The organism is Bacillus sp. GbtcB10, from assembly GCF_019091365.1.
Lineage (GTDB): Bacteria > Bacillota > Bacilli > Bacillales > Bacillaceae > Bacillus > Bacillus altitudinis.
The window spans coordinates 165,913-181,233 of record NZ_JAGXJP010000004.1; the positions used below are offsets into that span (position 1 = coordinate 165,913).

At 41.8% G+C, this 15,321-nt stretch carries 14 protein-coding genes; 8 read left to right on the forward strand and 6 right to left on the reverse strand.

The genetic code is table 11. From position 1 onward, the window contains the following. Nucleotides 1-55: 55 nt before the first annotated feature. The gene (locus tag KVT11_RS15765; RefSeq protein ID WP_008344180.1) at nucleotides 56-313 is read left to right on the forward strand and encodes a hypothetical protein; all 258 of its coding nucleotides are present in this window, start codon (nucleotides 56-58) and stop codon (nucleotides 311-313) included. Nucleotides 314-319: 6 nt separating this feature from the next. Then, nucleotides 320-553 carry a hypothetical protein gene (locus KVT11_RS15770; protein ID WP_008344178.1) on the forward strand — a complete coding sequence of 78 codons (234 nt, stop codon included), beginning with the start codon at nucleotides 320-322 and terminating at the stop codon, nucleotides 551-553. Between the two features lie 35 nt (nucleotides 554-588). Here KVT11_RS15770 and bcaP read toward each other — a convergent pair whose 3' ends face one another. Beyond that, nucleotides 589-1,980: a branched-chain amino acid transporter BcaP gene (bcaP, locus tag KVT11_RS15775; protein ID WP_008344176.1), complete on the reverse strand. Its 1,392-nt coding sequence runs from the start codon at nucleotides 1,978-1,980 to the stop codon at nucleotides 589-591. A 178-nt stretch (nucleotides 1,981-2,158) separates the two neighbouring features. Beyond that, entirely contained in the window at nucleotides 2,159-3,232 is a 1,074-nt protein-coding gene (locus KVT11_RS15780; RefSeq protein WP_017366794.1) for a tetratricopeptide repeat-containing glycosyltransferase family 2 protein, read from the reverse strand. 133 nt (nucleotides 3,233-3,365) lie between these two features. Between KVT11_RS15780 and KVT11_RS15785 the strand changes: the two genes are divergently transcribed. Next, the gene (locus KVT11_RS15785; protein WP_017366795.1) at nucleotides 3,366-5,258 is read left to right on the forward strand and encodes an ABC-F family ATP-binding cassette domain-containing protein; all 1,893 of its coding nucleotides are present in this window, start codon (nucleotides 3,366-3,368) and stop codon (nucleotides 5,256-5,258) included. A gap of 28 nt (nucleotides 5,259-5,286) precedes the next feature. Here KVT11_RS15785 and folE2 read toward each other — a convergent pair whose 3' ends face one another. Further along, nucleotides 5,287-6,183: a GTP cyclohydrolase FolE2 gene (folE2, locus tag KVT11_RS15790; RefSeq protein WP_019743925.1), complete on the reverse strand. Its 897-nt coding sequence runs from the start codon at nucleotides 6,181-6,183 to the stop codon at nucleotides 5,287-5,289. Nucleotides 6,184-6,326: 143 nt separating this feature from the next. Here folE2 and KVT11_RS15795 point away from each other — a divergent pair, with 143 nt between their 5' ends. Together KVT11_RS15795 and KVT11_RS15800 are read left to right on the forward strand one after the other, a co-directional pair. Beyond that, entirely contained in the window at nucleotides 6,327-6,752 is a 426-nt protein-coding gene (locus tag KVT11_RS15795; protein WP_017366797.1) for a MerR family transcriptional regulator, read from the forward strand. A gap of 259 nt (nucleotides 6,753-7,011) precedes the next feature. Beyond that, nucleotides 7,012-8,202 (forward strand): MFS transporter, encoded by a 1,191-nt coding sequence (locus tag KVT11_RS15800; protein ID WP_210552326.1) that lies wholly within the window; start codon nucleotides 7,012-7,014, stop codon nucleotides 8,200-8,202. A gap of 46 nt (nucleotides 8,203-8,248) precedes the next feature. Here KVT11_RS15800 and KVT11_RS15805 read toward each other — a convergent pair whose 3' ends face one another. Beyond that, the gene (locus KVT11_RS15805; RefSeq protein ID WP_008343192.1) at nucleotides 8,249-9,802 is read right to left on the reverse strand and encodes an ABC-F family ATP-binding cassette domain-containing protein; all 1,554 of its coding nucleotides are present in this window, start codon (nucleotides 9,800-9,802) and stop codon (nucleotides 8,249-8,251) included. A gap of 152 nt (nucleotides 9,803-9,954) precedes the next feature. Between KVT11_RS15805 and KVT11_RS15810 the strand changes: the two genes are divergently transcribed. Continuing rightward, nucleotides 9,955-11,097 carry a DEAD/DEAH box helicase gene (locus KVT11_RS15810; RefSeq protein WP_046342921.1) on the forward strand — a complete coding sequence of 381 codons (1,143 nt, stop codon included), beginning with the start codon at nucleotides 9,955-9,957 and terminating at the stop codon, nucleotides 11,095-11,097. A gap of 37 nt (nucleotides 11,098-11,134) precedes the next feature. On the opposite strand, the gene KVT11_RS15815 is transcribed toward KVT11_RS15810, so the two are convergent. Then, entirely contained in the window at nucleotides 11,135-12,139 is a 1,005-nt protein-coding gene (locus KVT11_RS15815; protein ID WP_099496381.1) for an NADP-dependent oxidoreductase, read from the reverse strand. A 121-nt stretch (nucleotides 12,140-12,260) separates the two neighbouring features. Next, nucleotides 12,261-12,638: a YfmB family protein gene (locus KVT11_RS15820; protein WP_017366799.1), complete on the reverse strand. Its 378-nt coding sequence runs from the start codon at nucleotides 12,636-12,638 to the stop codon at nucleotides 12,261-12,263. Between the two features lie 222 nt (nucleotides 12,639-12,860). Between KVT11_RS15820 and KVT11_RS15825 the strand changes: the two genes are divergently transcribed. Further along, nucleotides 12,861-13,208, forward strand: a complete 348-nt coding sequence (locus KVT11_RS15825) for a YflT domain-containing protein (RefSeq protein ID WP_007496775.1) — start codon at nucleotides 12,861-12,863, stop codon at nucleotides 13,206-13,208. 1,141 nt (nucleotides 13,209-14,349) lie between these two features. Then, on the forward strand, nucleotides 14,350-15,006 hold the full coding sequence (locus KVT11_RS15830) for a class I SAM-dependent methyltransferase (protein WP_210552327.1): 657 nt from the start codon (nucleotides 14,350-14,352) through the stop codon (nucleotides 15,004-15,006). Nucleotides 15,007-15,321: the final 315 nt, after the last annotated feature.

Consider the following 15,321-nt stretch of genomic DNA (forward strand, 5'->3'; position numbering starts at 1 on the left):
CCTGTTAACATACTTGATGGGTGCTCGCATATACCTATAAAAAGGAGGTTTATCTGTGGTTCAACCAACTCCGTATATCAATATTAATATTTTCATGTTAAAAATTAATTCCTTTGAAAATGCGTCGGCGGTGAATGTCGGACAAAATTTGTTAGCAGAGTGGCAAAACTCAGATAAAAAAAATCAGGGGTACGGACAGAATTTTGGAGATGCTAGCGGTTTTGTCGGAACAAAGAGCCATGTAGATGATCGAGATCAAGTGGACTCACCTGCCTCTTTTTCGCCAGCAGCTAAACCTATTCCAAGGAAGTGATGTGTGATGTTATTCTCACCCTCAGTCGTCAATGTCGGTGCTTTTAAAATCAATGCAATGGATCGGGGGGCATCACTGACGCTAGGACCTTATCAGCAGATCGATTATTTTCTCTCGATGAAATTGAACCAAGGTTTTGGTGAGGACAATGGAGATTGTTCACCGCTTGTCATTCCGATTTCAAGCGTATTAGATCCAGATATGGTGGACTCGAATTCAGTGAAAAACAGTGTGATTTAAACAAAAAAGAGACCGGGATACCCCGTGTCTCTTTTCTATTGTGTTTGATTCAGATGGCTTTTGCGTCTTGCATAGGTGAAGTACACAACGACACCAATGGCTACCCAGATGAGGAAGGCTCGCCATGTCTCCCATTTCAGTGTGGCAGCCAATATCATACAAATGACCGCACTAATGATGGGAAGGACAGGAACAAAGGGTACTTTAAACGCTGTTTTCATATTCGGATGTTTTTTCCGGAGTATGATCACAGCGATCGAGATCACTGTAAAGGCCGCAAGTGTACCGATGCTGACTAAATTAGCAAGTGTTGATAAGTTGACGAAACCAACGATACATGCCGCAACAGCGCCTGTCAGCCAAGTGTTGGCAACCGGTGTCTTCGATTTTGGATGAACGTTTGAAAAGATTTTCGGCATGAGTCCATCTCGGCTCATAGCAAAGGTTAAACGAACCTGAGCGTAGACAAGTGCAATTAACACTGTCGTAATCCCGATAATAGCACCTGCCGATATAATACCAGCGACACTATTCAGGCCAACCACTTGTAAAGCAAAAGCGACAGGGTCACTGACATTCAGCTTCGTGTAGTGAACCATGCCTGTTAAGACAAATGAAACCCCGATGTATAAAATCGTACAAACACCGAGCGCACCAATGATTCCGATCGGCATCGCTTTTTGTGGGTTTTTGACTTCTTCAGATGCATTAGCGATTGCATCAAATCCAAGGTAAGCAAAAAAGACAGTGGCCGCTCCAGCAATCACGCCATGGAAGCCCATTGGCATAAAAGGTGTCCAATTTTCAGGTTTAACGTAAGCAAAGCCTGAAATGATAAAGAGGAGGACAATGGCAATTTTGATGAGCACAATGATGTTATTCAGCTTTGTGCTCTCTTTTACGCCTCTTGAGACAATAAAGGTAATGAGTAAAATAATGAGTGCGCCTGGCAGGTTAAAGATGGCCCCATCAGCGGCTCCGGGTGCAGCCGATAAAGCCTTCGGTATGTGCAGACCAAATCCACTGAGCAGTGATTGAAAATAGGATGACCATCCGCTTGCCACAGCAGAGAGCGCAACAACATATTCAAGCATTAAATCCCAGCCCATTAAAAAGGCGAGGAATTCTCCAAGTGTTGCGTAAGAATACGTATAGACACTTCCTGACACTGGAATGGACGAGGAAAATTCAGCGTAGCAAAAAGCAGCAAGGGCGCATGCGATCGCAGCCAAAATAAAAGATATAATAATCGCAGGTCCCGCATCTTTCGCAGCCGCAACCCCCGTTATCACAAAAATTCCAGTCCCGACCACACAGCCAATGCCAAGCAAGATTAAATCAAATGTATTCAAAGAACGGCTCAGCCGCTTCGTTTGACTTTCAAGCATGAGCTGATCGAGAGACTTTTTTCTAAATAAAGAACTCATGTTGACCTCCTAATGGATAAATCTTTTCGTAAGACGAATGTTAGTATATGCGTAAATGACAATTTAGTCAATTGGCTGAAAAACGCTTTAAATCACTAAAGTGTTAAATGTCACAAAAGTCTAATGTGTATCAAAAGACATCCGCCGTCATTGACAGGCGGATGTGATAACAGGAGATTTACGTTTCTTCAGCAAATATTTTTTCATTGTACAGCACACTCGGATGTGTTGGGTAATGGGCTGAGGATGCAAGATGATGGGTTTTCGCTTGAGCCAAATCACCGAGCTGATAATAACAATAGCAAAGCTGAAGGTGAGGATACCATGTTTTATATTGTGTCAGTGTAAAGGCTGTTTCGATTTCAGGCGCTTTCAGTGCCTGCTCATACCAATAGATCGCTGCTTTGTGTTTATTTTGTGCTTTGAAATGATCCCCAATCCGGCAGCAAAATTCTGGACGGGGCTGATCATATAAGAAGGATCGCAATAAGGAGGATAAGGCGGCTTCCTCAAAACCGACTGCATAATAGCAGTCAGCTAAATTTTGGCATGTGCGAATTTCATCCTCAATCCAGCATTGTTTTGTGGCTAAAAATTTGTGATAAAAGCGAATCGCCTTCACATGCTGCTTGTTATCTCGTAATTCATTGGCGAAGTAAAAGAGATCACGAGGTGTCATCTCTTCGCCTTTTGCAAGCATGTTTTCATAAATGCGCAGATTGCGTCCAGGCTCTCCGGCGGTTGTTTTCTTACGCTTTTGATGGGTGACGGCGATATCAGCGGGAAAAATGTTGCCATACACTTGAAGGAATTCATGAACGGCCCCATACCACTGAAAGTTCAAGGCACGCTTGACGAGCCGATTTCTTCTATATTTAAAATTCACCTGACCGTCCTCGCTAAATCCAACGTGGTAAAACATCGAGACGGCATCTACTGCGGGATCTAGCGTCTGTTTGAGCTGAAGCAGTTTTTGTCGGTCCTCTTCAAGTAGGACATCGTCGGCATCCAGCCATAAGATATACTCTTTAGTCGCATGGGAAAAAGCGAAATTGCGTGCTTTTGCAAAATGCTGGACCCATTCAAAGTCGAGCACCTTTGCTGAAAAGGAGTGAGCAATGTCCTTTGTTTGATCCGTTGATCCTGTATCAACAATGATCATCTCATCTACAATGTCTTGAACAGAAGATAGGCAGTCAGCCAAAACCTCCTCTTCATTTTTCACAATCATACATAAACTAATGGTTATCATCTTTAGATCACCTCTTCATAGTGTATCGAGCATCAAAAGGAAACATTCTTTTCAGCAGCGGGTTTTTTTAAAACTAGTTTTCTGCTACTGGCTGATTTAAAATAAAGGAAGAATCTATGTAAGGGCTGATAAAATGAGTTTATTGAATGTAGAAGGATTATATAAAACCTATGGCGAAAAAACGCTGTTTGATCATATCTCTTTTCATATAGAACCAAAGGAACGCATCGGGTTAATTGGACCGAATGGAACAGGGAAGTCAACGCTTTTAAAAGTCATTGCAGGACTTGAATCATTTGAGGAAGGCGACATCACAAAGGCAGGGACACTTGATATCGAATTTCTCGAGCAAGATCCTGAAATGAGCGGGGATGAAACGATTCTCGACTATATTTTTTCAGGAACAGCACCAATGATTCAAACAATGAAAGCCTATGAAAAGGCGCTGGCTGATTTAGAGCATGATCCACAAAACGAGGCAAAACAAGAAGCGCTTATGCGTATGCAAAATAAAATGGATCAGGAAGACGCATGGGATGCGAACCTTTCGGCGAAAACGATTTTGACAAAGCTTGGCGTCAAAGATGTGAGCCGATCTGTTCATGCGTTATCAGGCGGACAGAAAAAGCGTGTGGCGATCGCCAAAAATTTAATCCAGCCTGCGGGTTTGCTGATTTTAGATGAGCCGACAAACCATCTAGACAACGCAACCATTGAATGGCTTGAAGGATATTTGAGTCAATACAGTGGGGCTGTCATTCTTGTAACCCATGATCGTTATTTCTTAAACCGTGTCGCCAATCGGATTTATGAATTAAATCAGGGGCAGCTTTACACATATAAAGGAAATTATGAAGTCTTTTTAGAAAAAAGAGCGGAACGAGAAGCAGAAGCTCAAGTAAAAGAAACGAAACGTCAAAACCTGCTTAGACGTGAGCTTGCATGGTTGAGAAGAGGGGCAAAGGCTCGAACGACAAAGCAAAAGGCACGTATCGGCAGAGTGGAAGAGCTGAAGGATCAAAAGGGACCTGATGCAAAGGGAGAGCTTGATTTTGCGATCGGTTCTCACCGGCTTGGAAAACAAGTGATTGAGGCAGAAGAGATCAGCATCACATTTGCTGGACAAACCCTTGTGGACCAGTTCAGTGATTTAGTCGTGCCAGGGGATCGTATCGGATTTATCGGACCAAATGGAGTGGGCAAAACAACTTTACTCAATTGCCTGGCGGGTAAAATAGAACCGACGAACGGACAATTGACCATTGGACAAACAGTCCGCATTGGCTATTACACGCAGGACCATAACGAAATGAATGAAGAGCTGAATATCATTGATTACATCAAAGAAACAGCTGAAATTGTCAAAACGGCAGATGGCGTCATTGTGACAGCAGAGCAGATGTTGGAGCGATTTTTATTCCCTAGATCCATGCAGCGCACGTTTATCCGCAAGCTGTCAGGGGGAGAGCGCCGCAGATTGTATTTATTGAAGGTATTGATGGAAGAGCCGAATGTTCTCTTTTTAGATGAGCCGACGAATGATCTTGATACAGAGACGCTCAGCATTTTAGAGGATTATTTGGAGCAGTTCCCAGGCGTAGTCATCACCGTGTCGCATGATCGTTATTTCTTAGATCGAGTCGTCCATCGTCTGCTTGTGTTTGAAGGGAATGGACGTATTTCACACTTCCAAGGTGCTTACAGCGATTACATGGAGCAAGAAAAAGAACAGAAGCGAACAGAGACAAAACCTGCTGAAAAACAAGTAGAAGCTGCACCGAAAAAGAGGAAAAAACTATCCTATAAGGACCAGCTTGAATGGGATGGCATTGAAGATCGGATACAAGCTTTAGAGGACAAACACCAACAGCTCGAAGCCAGCATTGCAGAGGCTGGCAGTGATTTTGGGAAAATTCAAGAGCTGATGGACAAGCAAAAAGCCGTCGCTGAAGAATTAGAACAAGCGATGGATCGCTGGACAGAACTGTCGCTGATAATTGAGGAATTAGAAAGTAATGAAAAATAAAGGCTGGCAAAAAAACTGTAGAGACGATCTACAGTTTTTTTTGATAAGAACATTTGGCATAAGCATCGTGCTGATGAATGGATTCTTCATTTCGACATTCAATTTGAAAGCCTTTGATCCAGTTTTGTTCATATAGCTCTGCTGCAATTAACCTCGCAACATCCTCTACAAAACGTGGATTTTCATAGGCCTCTTCGGTCACTTGTTTTTCATCTGGTCTTTTGAGTACAGGGTAAAGGGGCGCACTCGCATTAGACTCGATGATCTGCAGTAGATCTGCTTTCATGTCATCAGGGAGTTGACCTTGTTCAAACAGCTCTACCTGAATCGATACAGTGCCACGCTGATTATGTGCGCCGTATTCACTGATTTCTTTTGAACAAGGACATAACGTTGTCACTTGAGCAGTGCAGCCAATATGACAAATCCATCCGTTTTCTTCATGAAAGTGGATGTCATATTGCACGTCTGCATGCATCAAACCGGACTTTCCGCTGATGGGACTCTTTTTTTCCATGTACCACGGAAAGGAAACTTGAATCGAGGCAGATGGCTGATTCATATGCTTGGCAAGCTGTGCTGTCAATTCTTTTAAGGAATCCACATCCACCGGCTTTCCGCTCTCATAAAATGAGTGAAGCTGCTCGGTGAGACGGCTCATATGAATGCCTTTTTGATGAGCTGGCAAATATGTACTCAGCGTAAAATCAGCGGAAGCGGTTTGGTGCTGTGGAGTCGTTTTAGACAAAATATGTACAGGGTACGACACACGGCAAATTCCGACCTGTTCCAGATCAAAATAAAAGTCCTGTTCGGTTTGTTGGATGTCTATCATGTCCTCTTTTTGACAAGGTTTTGTTCTAGCGCTTGGCGGGACAGAACCGAATTGTGCGTGTCGTTCTTTTTTGGATGGAAATGAACGCATAAGGTACCTCCTTTAAAACGTAATGATTCCTATTTATTCTGCATCAAACCACAATAGAAATCAAGTGATCAAACATTAACGTTTACGTTAAGGTCACAAAGGTGTATAATAAAACATGAATTGATGAGCAGGAGGCACTGGTGATGGAATGGATGAAAATTGATCAAGTGGCGAAAAGAAGCGGTCTGACGAAACGAACCATTCGTTTCTATGAAGAGATTGGTTTATTATCAGCACCAAAGCGGACAGAGGGCGGTGTCAGACTTTACTCAGAGGATGACATGGAAGAACTGGAGAAAGTGATGCAGGCCAAAGAAGTACTTGGCTTTTCTTTACAAGAGCTTCAATCGTTTATGGAAATAGGAAAACAGTTAGAGCTGAATAAAGAAGGCTACTTGCTGTCACTTGACCCGAAGGAACGATTAGAGAAACTGTTAGATATTGATGCGCAGCTGACTGTGCAGCATCAATTGATTACAAAAAAGCTAGAAACGATTCAATCCTTTAAAAAGGATCTTGAAATGATGAAAGAAAGAGCGGCTCATGCCATTGAGCAATTACAAAAATAAACACCTCAGCGTGTTTATTTCAGCGTGTAGACAAACCCTCGCATTCTTTGTCAGTCCTGCGCTCTGGTGCTCACGAATGCCAAATTCGCTCCGCTCCAGTGCTCGTCCTTCCTAGACTGCAAAGGTTTTCTATCACGCTGAAAAAGAAGACAAAGAGCTAAAATAAAGTTCATTTTAGCCCTTTGTCAACAAAATAAAATAAACACCTCAGCGTGTTTATTTTATTTTGTTAAACAACTGTAGGAAAGGTTCTGATGGAATGAAGGAAGAAGAAGTATTGAAACAGCGTACGAGTTTGCTTAGACAGCCAAAAGCCGTCTGGGCGGTGGCCTTTGCTTGTGTGATTTCATTTATGGGCATAGGGCTTGTAGACCCAATTTTGCCAGCCATTGCATCACAATTACATGCATCTCCAAGTCAGGTGTCTCTTTTATTTACGAGCTATTTGCTTGTCACCGGCTTTGTGATGTTTTTTACCGGTTTTATTTCTAGTCGTATTGGTGCCAAATGGACGTTATTATTAGGACTCATCTTTATTATTGTCTTTTCTGCTTTAGGCGGTACTTCTTCAACCATTAATGAATTAATTGGTTTTAGAGGCGGATGGGGCATTGGGAATGCCTTATTTATTTCAACGGCATTATCAGTGATTGTCGGTGTGTCTGTTGGAGGAAGTGCGAAAGCCATCATTTTATATGAGGCGGCACTAGGTCTTGGGATTTCTGTCGGGCCGCTCCTTGGTGGTGAGCTTGGAACGATCTCTTGGCGCGGGCCATTCTTTGGCGTGGCAGTGTTAATGCTCGTTGCTCTTTTAGCCATTACCTTTATGCTTCCACCTATGCAAAAGCCGCAGAAAAAGGTGAAATTATTTGAAGCTGTTGGAGCCTTGAAATATAAGGGGCTTTTAACGATGGCATCTGCTGCTTTCTTATATAATTTTGGATTCTTCGTTCTTCTAGCTTATTCGCCATTTGTGCTTCATCTTGATGAGCATGGTCTTGGCTATGTCTTTTTTGGATGGGGATTATTTTTGGCTGTGACATCTGTCTTCTCAGCGCCGGTCATTCATCGTAAATTGGGTACATTAACAGCTCTTGTGATTCTCTTTGCTTCGTTTGCTGTGATTTTATTCGGCATTGGAATATGGACTTCACATGTGGTCGTGGTCATTTGCGGGATTGTCATTGCTGGGGGCATCCTCGGCATGATCAATACGGTGCTGACGACGGCTGTGATGGGCTCGGCTCCTGTTGAGCGTTCAATTGCATCATCCTCATACAGTGCTGTACGATTTATTGGTGGTGCGATTGCGCCTTGGATTGCGGGAGTACTCGCTGAAACTTACACAGCAAGCACACCTTATTATGTAGGGGCGGCTGTGGTTCTCTTAGGCATGATCATCCTGCTCCTTGGACGTAAGCATTTGGTGAATATCCAAGCAGGTCATTAATTAGAAAAAGCCTTATATCTTTTGAAGATATAAGGCTTTTTTGTCGTTATAATACTTTTGTTGTCCAGGATTCGCAATTCCAAGTTTCAGTGGCCACATCTTGATAAAATTCAGGTTCGTGGGAAATCAATAGGACGCTGCCTTTATATTCTTTTAATGCGCGCTTTAATTCTTCTTTTGCATCGACATCCAAGTGGTTTGTCGGCTCATCGAGAACAAGCAAATTGGTTTCTTCGTTAATGAGCTTGCAAAGGCGGACCTTCGCTTTTTCACCACCACTTAAAACAGACACACGGCTTTCAATATGTTTTGTCGTTAAACCGCATTTGGCAAGGGCAGCTCTGACTTCATATTGTGTGTACGATGGGAAGGTGCTCCACACCTCTTCGATACAAGTGTTGCTGTTTTGCTCTTTTACTTCTTGTTCAAAGTAGCCTATATGCAGGAATTCTCCGCGTTCCACCTCACCAGAAATGGGGGATATTTCTCCAAGAAGACTTCGGAGCAGTGTCGTTTTTCCGATACCGTTGGCACCGTATAACGCAATTTTCTGTCCGCGTTCCATTTTTAAATTCAATGGACGAGAGAGCGGTTCGTCATACCCAATGACTAAATCCTTCGTTTCAAAAATCAATTTCCCTGATGTACGTGCAGGTTTAAAGTGGAATTCTGGTTTTGGTTTTTCCGCTGCTAATTCAATCATGTCCATTTTATCGAGTTTCTTTTGACGAGACATCGCCATATTTCGAGTGCTGACACGTGCTTTATTTCTCGCGACAAAATCCTTTAGTTCAGCCACTTCTTGCTGCTGCCTTTTATACGCTGCTTCTAGCTGCTGCTTTTTCACTTCGTACACTTGCTTAAATTGATCATAATCACCAACGTAGCGCGTGAGTTCTTGATTTTCGACATGATAAATCAAGTTAATGACACTGTTTAGGAACGGAATATCATGTGAAATGAGGATAAACGCATTTTCATATTCCTGCAAATAGCGCTTCAGCCACTCAATATGCTGTTCATCTAAATAGTTGGTCGGCTCGTCAAGAAGAAGAATTTCAGGCTTCTCTAACAGCAATTTCGCAAGCAGTACTTTTGTCCGCTGTCCGCCGCTCAGCTCTGTCACATCACGATCGAGCCCGAGATCTGTTAACCCAAGACCTCTTGCAATTTCCTCTACCTTGGAATCAATGATATAAAAATCATTGTTCGTCAGGGCATCCTGAATGACGCCTACTTCTTCTAAAAGCTTTTCTAGCTCATCAGGATCTGCTTCACCCATTTTTTCGTAAATGTCATTCATTGCGGCTTCCATTGAGAATAAATAATGGAATGCATCTTGAAGGACTTCACGAATAGTTCTTCCTTTTTCAAGCACGGTATGCTGATCGAGGTAGCCGACACGGACATTTTTTGCCCATTCGACTTTTCCTGCATCTGGCTCAAGCTTTCCAGTAATAATATTCATAAACGTTGACTTTCCTTCACCGTTGGCGCCAATCAAGCCGACATGCTCGCCTTTTAATAACCGGAAGGAGACTTCGTGGAAAATGGCTCTGTCGCCAAAGCCATGACTTAAATCTTTAACAGATAATATCATTTTTTACACCTCAAATAGATTCAAAACGGCTAGTGCCTCTCATGATTATATCGAACTGTCCGGCTCGATAAAAGCATCAAAAGAAAAATTGCGTTTCAAAGCTGATTTTGAGATACTAAAGGATAGATTGAATGAGGATAAAGGAGATCAACATGACGGAAAATTGGGCATTTTTGAAAGAAGCAAAGCCATTTATTCAAAAGAACTTTGAAGCGGCTGGCTTTGAGAAGCCAACAGCGATACAAGAACAAACAGCAGAGTGGATTACGGAAAAACGCGATGTGATCGCAGAATCACCGACTGGAACAGGGAAGACCCTTGCGTATGTTCTGCCGCTTTTAAATAAAATTGATGTGAGTATCAAACACCCGCAAGTCTTAATCTTGGCACCTTCAAGAGAGCTTGTGATGCAAATTTTTGATGTCGTGCAAGAGTTCAAACAAGGTTCAGACATCAAAGCTATTTCCTTAATAGGCGGGGCAAATATCAAGAAGCAGCAGGAAAAGCTAAAAAAACACCCGAATATCGTGGTGGCGACACCGGGTCGCGTACAAGAGTTAATCAAAATCAAGAAACTGAAAATGCACGAAGTCAAAACGATTGTATTAGACGAAGCAGATCAGCTTCTTGTGCCAGAGCATATGAAAACGATCCAAGGGATCATTAAGTCCACATTAAAAGAAAGACAAATCCTTTGTTTTTCTGCAACATTGAAAGAAGAAACCGTTCAGCTGATCAAAGAAATGACATCTGAACCAGAAGTATTGAAAATTGCTAGAAGCGAGGAAGAAGCGCAGAAAGTGGGTCACTATTATCTGTTATGTGATCAGCGTGACAAAGTGAAACTGCTGCAAAAGCTATCACGGCTTGAGGACATGCAGGCGCTCGTTTTTGTACGTGACATTACGAACTTAAGCATTTATGCAGAGAAATTAGCGTACCACCATGTCGACCTTGGTGTGCTTCACAGTGAAGCGAAGAAAGCAGAGCGTGCTGTCATCTTAAAGGCTTTTGAACAGCGTGAATTTCCGCTCCTCCTTGCAACAGATATTGCAGCAAGAGGAATCGATATTGATGATCTGCCATATGTGATTCATGCAGATATGCCAAATGAAGAGGGCTACATCCACCGTTCAGGTAGAACCGGACGCGCAGGAAAAGAAGGCGCAGTCATCAGTCTTGTCACACCTCAAGAGCAATCAATGCTGAAAAAAATGGCGAAAAAGCTGAATCTTTCGCTTGAAGAAATTGTGTATAAGCAAGGCCAGCTGCACCTTGCGCCCAAGCAGGCATAATAAAAGGACCCTCCATAATTGGCAGGGTCCTTTTTTGTTATGAAATTTTGACAAGTTGTTTTCCGACATTTTCCCCTTTGAATAGTCCAAGGAATGCATCAGGAATGTTGTCAAAGCCTTCGATAATGGTTTCTTTGTAAGTCAGTTTGTCTTCTTTTACCCATTGTGCGAGATCTTTTGCTGCCTCTTCAAAGCGATCAGAGTAGTTGGCAACAATGAAGCCCTGCATCAATGCACTTGTTTTAATGAGTTTTGTTTGCACACGAGGGCCAATGTCTTCGCTTGCACTAATGTTATAAGAAGAAATGGCGCCGCAGACTGGAATACGTGCAAAACGGTTCAAATGATTCATTACAGCATCAGAGATGTCGCCGCCCACATTGTCAAAATACACATCGACACCGTTTGGACAGGCTTTTGCAATGGCGTCATCTAAATCATTGGTTGTTTTATAATTAATGGTTTCATCAAAGCCCAGTTCTTTTAAATAAGCCAGCTTATCATCAGATCCGGCAATTCCAACAACGTGGGCACCTTTGATTTTAGCAATCTGTCCGACAACAGAACCAACGGCACCTGCGGCTCCAGAAATGACAACCGTTTCGCCTTCTTTTGGCTGACCAATCGCAAGAAGTCCAAAATAGGCGGTTTGTCCTGGCATGCCCAAAATCCCTAAGTAATAAGATAACGGCGCAATGGATGGATCAATTTTTGTCAGAGACTCTGCTTTGGCAGTAGAATATTCCTGCCAGCCAAGGAATCCAAGTACAAAATCCCCTTTCTCAAATTGAGGAGATTTGGACTCGACGACTTCTCCGACCACACCACCTTGAATGACTTCATTCAGCTTGAACGGAGGTGTATAGGATTTTGTATCTTGCATTCGTCCTCTCATGTAAGGATCTACAGACACATATTTCGTTTGAATCAAGACTTCGCCATCTTGCGGCGTTGGTATATCAACTGTTTCAAAATGAAAAACATCTTTAGTAGGTAACCCTTTTGGACGTTTTGCTAATTGAATTTGTTTTTGTTGACTCATGTCAAATCCTCCCTTTCACTTGCAACCTAGATTTACATTAACATGATGCTTCTTTTCGTTCAAAACATACGGTCTTTTCCAAGCACATACAAAAAAGCAGCCACCATCTAAAAGAAGGGGACTACTTTTTTTGAAGAGAGACAGAAAGGAGCGGCGGGAGACAACCAAACAGTTGATACTCATCCGCATCACGTTCTTTTAACAAATATTCATTTGCATTTTGCATGGAGGCTTTCATCATATCGTGCGTCACAAAAGGAAAAAGGATATTTAAATATGAGGACAACAGGTCTTGTGGATCTTGTTCGATTGACTCGATATCTCCAATGTTAATAATAATAGAAAAGAGATAATCGATGCAGATGTGAAAGTGCTGTTCAGCAAACAAAGTAAGCGGCTTTGCTTTTGATTCTTCAGGATTCCATTTTTGAAAAAGCTGTTTCACCAAATCACTGACAACCCATGCATTAAACTGCTGCTCAGCTGAAAAATAATACATCAGCTCCCCCCCATTTCTAGCCTCCAGTATAAGAATTGTACAACAAATGACAAGGAAAGCATATAATTTTTCAGAAAATTTAGTCATTTTTACAGTCTTTTTGTCAAAAATAAGTCCATAGACGCATTAAGTTCACAGAGTAAAAATGGATGTGCCGGAGGAGGGTTTAATGACAAAAGTGACGGGTAAAAGATTCGTAAGACGTTAAAGGAGGAATAATAAATGAAACCTGTTGTAAGAGAGTATTCAAATGATGAAACACTTCAAAGAGATGTGGAGCAATTAAAACAACTCGGTGTTGCAAGAGAGGACATTTATGTTCTGTCCCATGACGATGATCGAACTGAGCGTATTGCAAGCAACGCAGATGCCAATACGATAGGTCCAAAAGAAGTTGGACTCAAGCATGCGGTTGGAAACATCTTTAGCAAAAAGGGAGATGAACTCCGCAATAAGATTCACGAAATTGGTTTCTCAAAAGAAGAAGCTGAGACATTTGAAGAACATTTAGACGAAGGAAAAGTTCTTCTCTTTGTGACTGACCATGAAAAAGTGAAAAATTGGGCATAAACGCCATCGTAAAAAGCCTCTTACTTTTGTAAGGGGCTTTTTTCAGATTTTTGACAAAGGGCTAAAATGAACTTGATTTTATTCCTTTGTCTTCTTTTCAGCGTGATAGAAAACCTTTGCAGTCTAGGAAGGACGAGTACTGGCGCGGAGCGAATTTCACATTCGTGAGCACCAGCACGCAGGACTGACAAAGAATGCGAGGGTTTGTCTACACGCTGAAAGCCTCTTACTTTTGTAAGGGGCTTTTTTTCATGCTGTGATAATTAAAATCTACCATCTGTCTTTTTCACTATAATAAGAAAGGATAAAAAATTGGGATAAACAGTAAAATGTCTAATTGAAAATATAGAAACATCAAAGGATACCATCAAAAAAATGAAAAAAGTAGTGAAAATATCACAAAAAACCATTCGGGAAATAATTATGATATCTTTATTTTTATCTCAAAATGAAATAAAAATCTTGTGTAATTTAGTAGATAAATTTCTTAGTTCTATTGGTTTAAGTTATATTTTTGTGTAGAAATAAGTGTTTTAAGGTCAAAAAACCACGAAATATACCTGTATTTTCAATTAGAAAATCATTCTAATGTTTAGGAAATAATTTGTTGACAAAATAATCTAAAAACAATATATTTGGCTTAATCAAGTCATTATGGAATTAGTTGTTAAATTTTCTGATAGGTGTACTTCTGGATCTATTCTGTTAATGATCATGCATTAAGACCTAGGGGAGAGCGCTTCTGAGGCAGAGCGATACCGAAGAAATATCTATTAGACAAAAAGAAATGGATGATAGATAGCTTAGAATGGTAGATTCGTCTTTCTACGATGCCTATTTCTCAATGATATTGTTCAAGGTATTCAGAGGATCATCATAAAGAAAGCGCTTTCCTAGCGCTGTTAAGGAGGTGAACCCATATGAAGAAAATGTATAACAAACTGAGGCGCTGTAACAGTTGAATGGCTGTGGTTGTATGTGAAGATGAGTGCTGAAAAAGAAGAGTGACATGTGGGATGCTTCTCTCCTTTTTCAGAAAACAGATTTCCTAAAAAATCCATCTTTCATTTTATCATAAGGCTTTTTGCTTGAAAACCACCTTTGTTAGGAAAGGTGATTGTGAATTGAAGGAGGTCACGTGATGAAAAAGGCTTTGTATCATGAAGACAGCGGGTTGTATTTAGAGAAAATGCGCATGGCTTTTCAAGAACACTATGAGCAAAGAACAGATATGTGGTCCACTGATCCATCATTAACAGACGCTGCTGTGATGTCTCTCAAGGCATGGCGTTCCAGGGAAAAGGATGCACTTGCTTCTGTGCTGGATATCGGCTGCGGGAATGGACGGGCTCTTGAACATTTACAAGGACTGTCGGCATATACCGGCATTGACCTTTATGAGCATGAGGAATGGCAAGGATTGAAGAAGAGAAAAGAGGTTCCTGTCCATTTTTATCATCAAGATTTTATGTCCTGGTCAATGGATCAAGGGCGCGAGCTGACGTTTGATTTGATTTTAGATCATGGCTGCTTTCACCATCAGCACCCTGATGACCACGAACGATACTTAAAGCAGATTTCCTCGCTGCTTCATGAAGGTGGTGTGTTTTCCCTTGTTGTATGGGGAGAAGAGTGGAAAACAGGCTTAATCGGAGAAGATGGACGCTTCCATTTTTCATTCTCAGATACTCAGCTTGGAGAAAAGATTTGTACATCAGGACTTGAGCTCGTTTCGATTACACCATTACAAGCGAAGGTTGGGATCAGCCAGCATCATGTCATTGCTGTCAAAATCTAGTGCAAAGGAGGATAAACGCGATGTTTGATGTGATGGTTCTTGGTGCGTACCTAGGCGGGTGTCATGCTTCAATCAATGTAGCTGAATTGAAGTACGGACTATTCATCCAATCAAAGGGCACAACCGGATGACGTGCATTTGAAGGACCAGAGCTTCTAGTAAAGGAGAAAGCAGCTCGAAGCTAGCAGAGATATTCTCTTAGAGAAAGAGCATGTCAGTTTCCATTCAAGAATCATCCAATGGTGTTGCTCTCTTACAGAGAATACAGCGTATGAAGCTCGATTTCTGCTCCTTTGTACTGGACAAGTGACAGTC

Bases quoted from the DNA above. Each gene is read 5' to 3' on its own strand.
- KVT11_RS15795 (WP_017366797.1), top strand. From the start codon at position 6,327: ATGGAATGGATGAAAATTGATCAAGTGGCGAAAAGAAGCGGTCTGACG.
- KVT11_RS15800 (WP_210552326.1), top strand. From the start codon at position 7,012: ATGAAGGAAGAAGAAGTATTGAAACAGCGTACGAGTTTGCTTAGACAG.
- KVT11_RS15770 (WP_008344178.1), top strand. From the start codon at position 320: ATGTTATTCTCACCCTCAGTCGTCAATGTCGGTGCTTTTAAAATCAAT.
- KVT11_RS15780 (WP_017366794.1), bottom strand. From the start codon at position 3,232: ATGATAACCATTAGTTTATGTATGATTGTGAAAAATGAAGAGGAGGTT.
- KVT11_RS15820 (WP_017366799.1), bottom strand. From the start codon at position 12,638: ATGTATTATTTTTCAGCTGAGCAGCAGTTTAATGCATGGGTTGTCAGT.
- KVT11_RS15830 (WP_210552327.1), top strand. From the start codon at position 14,350: ATGAAAAAGGCTTTGTATCATGAAGACAGCGGGTTGTATTTAGAGAAA.
- KVT11_RS15825 (WP_007496775.1), top strand. From the start codon at position 12,861: ATGAAACCTGTTGTAAGAGAGTATTCAAATGATGAAACACTTCAAAGA.
- KVT11_RS15805 (WP_008343192.1), bottom strand. From the start codon at position 9,802: ATGATATTATCTGTTAAAGATTTAAGTCATGGCTTTGGCGACAGAGCC.
- bcaP (WP_008344176.1), bottom strand. From the start codon at position 1,980: ATGAGTTCTTTATTTAGAAAAAAGTCTCTCGATCAGCTCATGCTTGAA.
- KVT11_RS15810 (WP_046342921.1), top strand. From the start codon at position 9,955: ATGACGGAAAATTGGGCATTTTTGAAAGAAGCAAAGCCATTTATTCAA.
- folE2 (WP_019743925.1), bottom strand. From the start codon at position 6,183: ATGCGTTCATTTCCATCCAAAAAAGAACGACACGCACAATTCGGTTCT.
- KVT11_RS15815 (WP_099496381.1), bottom strand. From the start codon at position 12,139: ATGAGTCAACAAAAACAAATTCAATTAGCAAAACGTCCAAAAGGGTTA.
- KVT11_RS15785 (WP_017366795.1), top strand. From the start codon at position 3,366: ATGAGTTTATTGAATGTAGAAGGATTATATAAAACCTATGGCGAAAAA.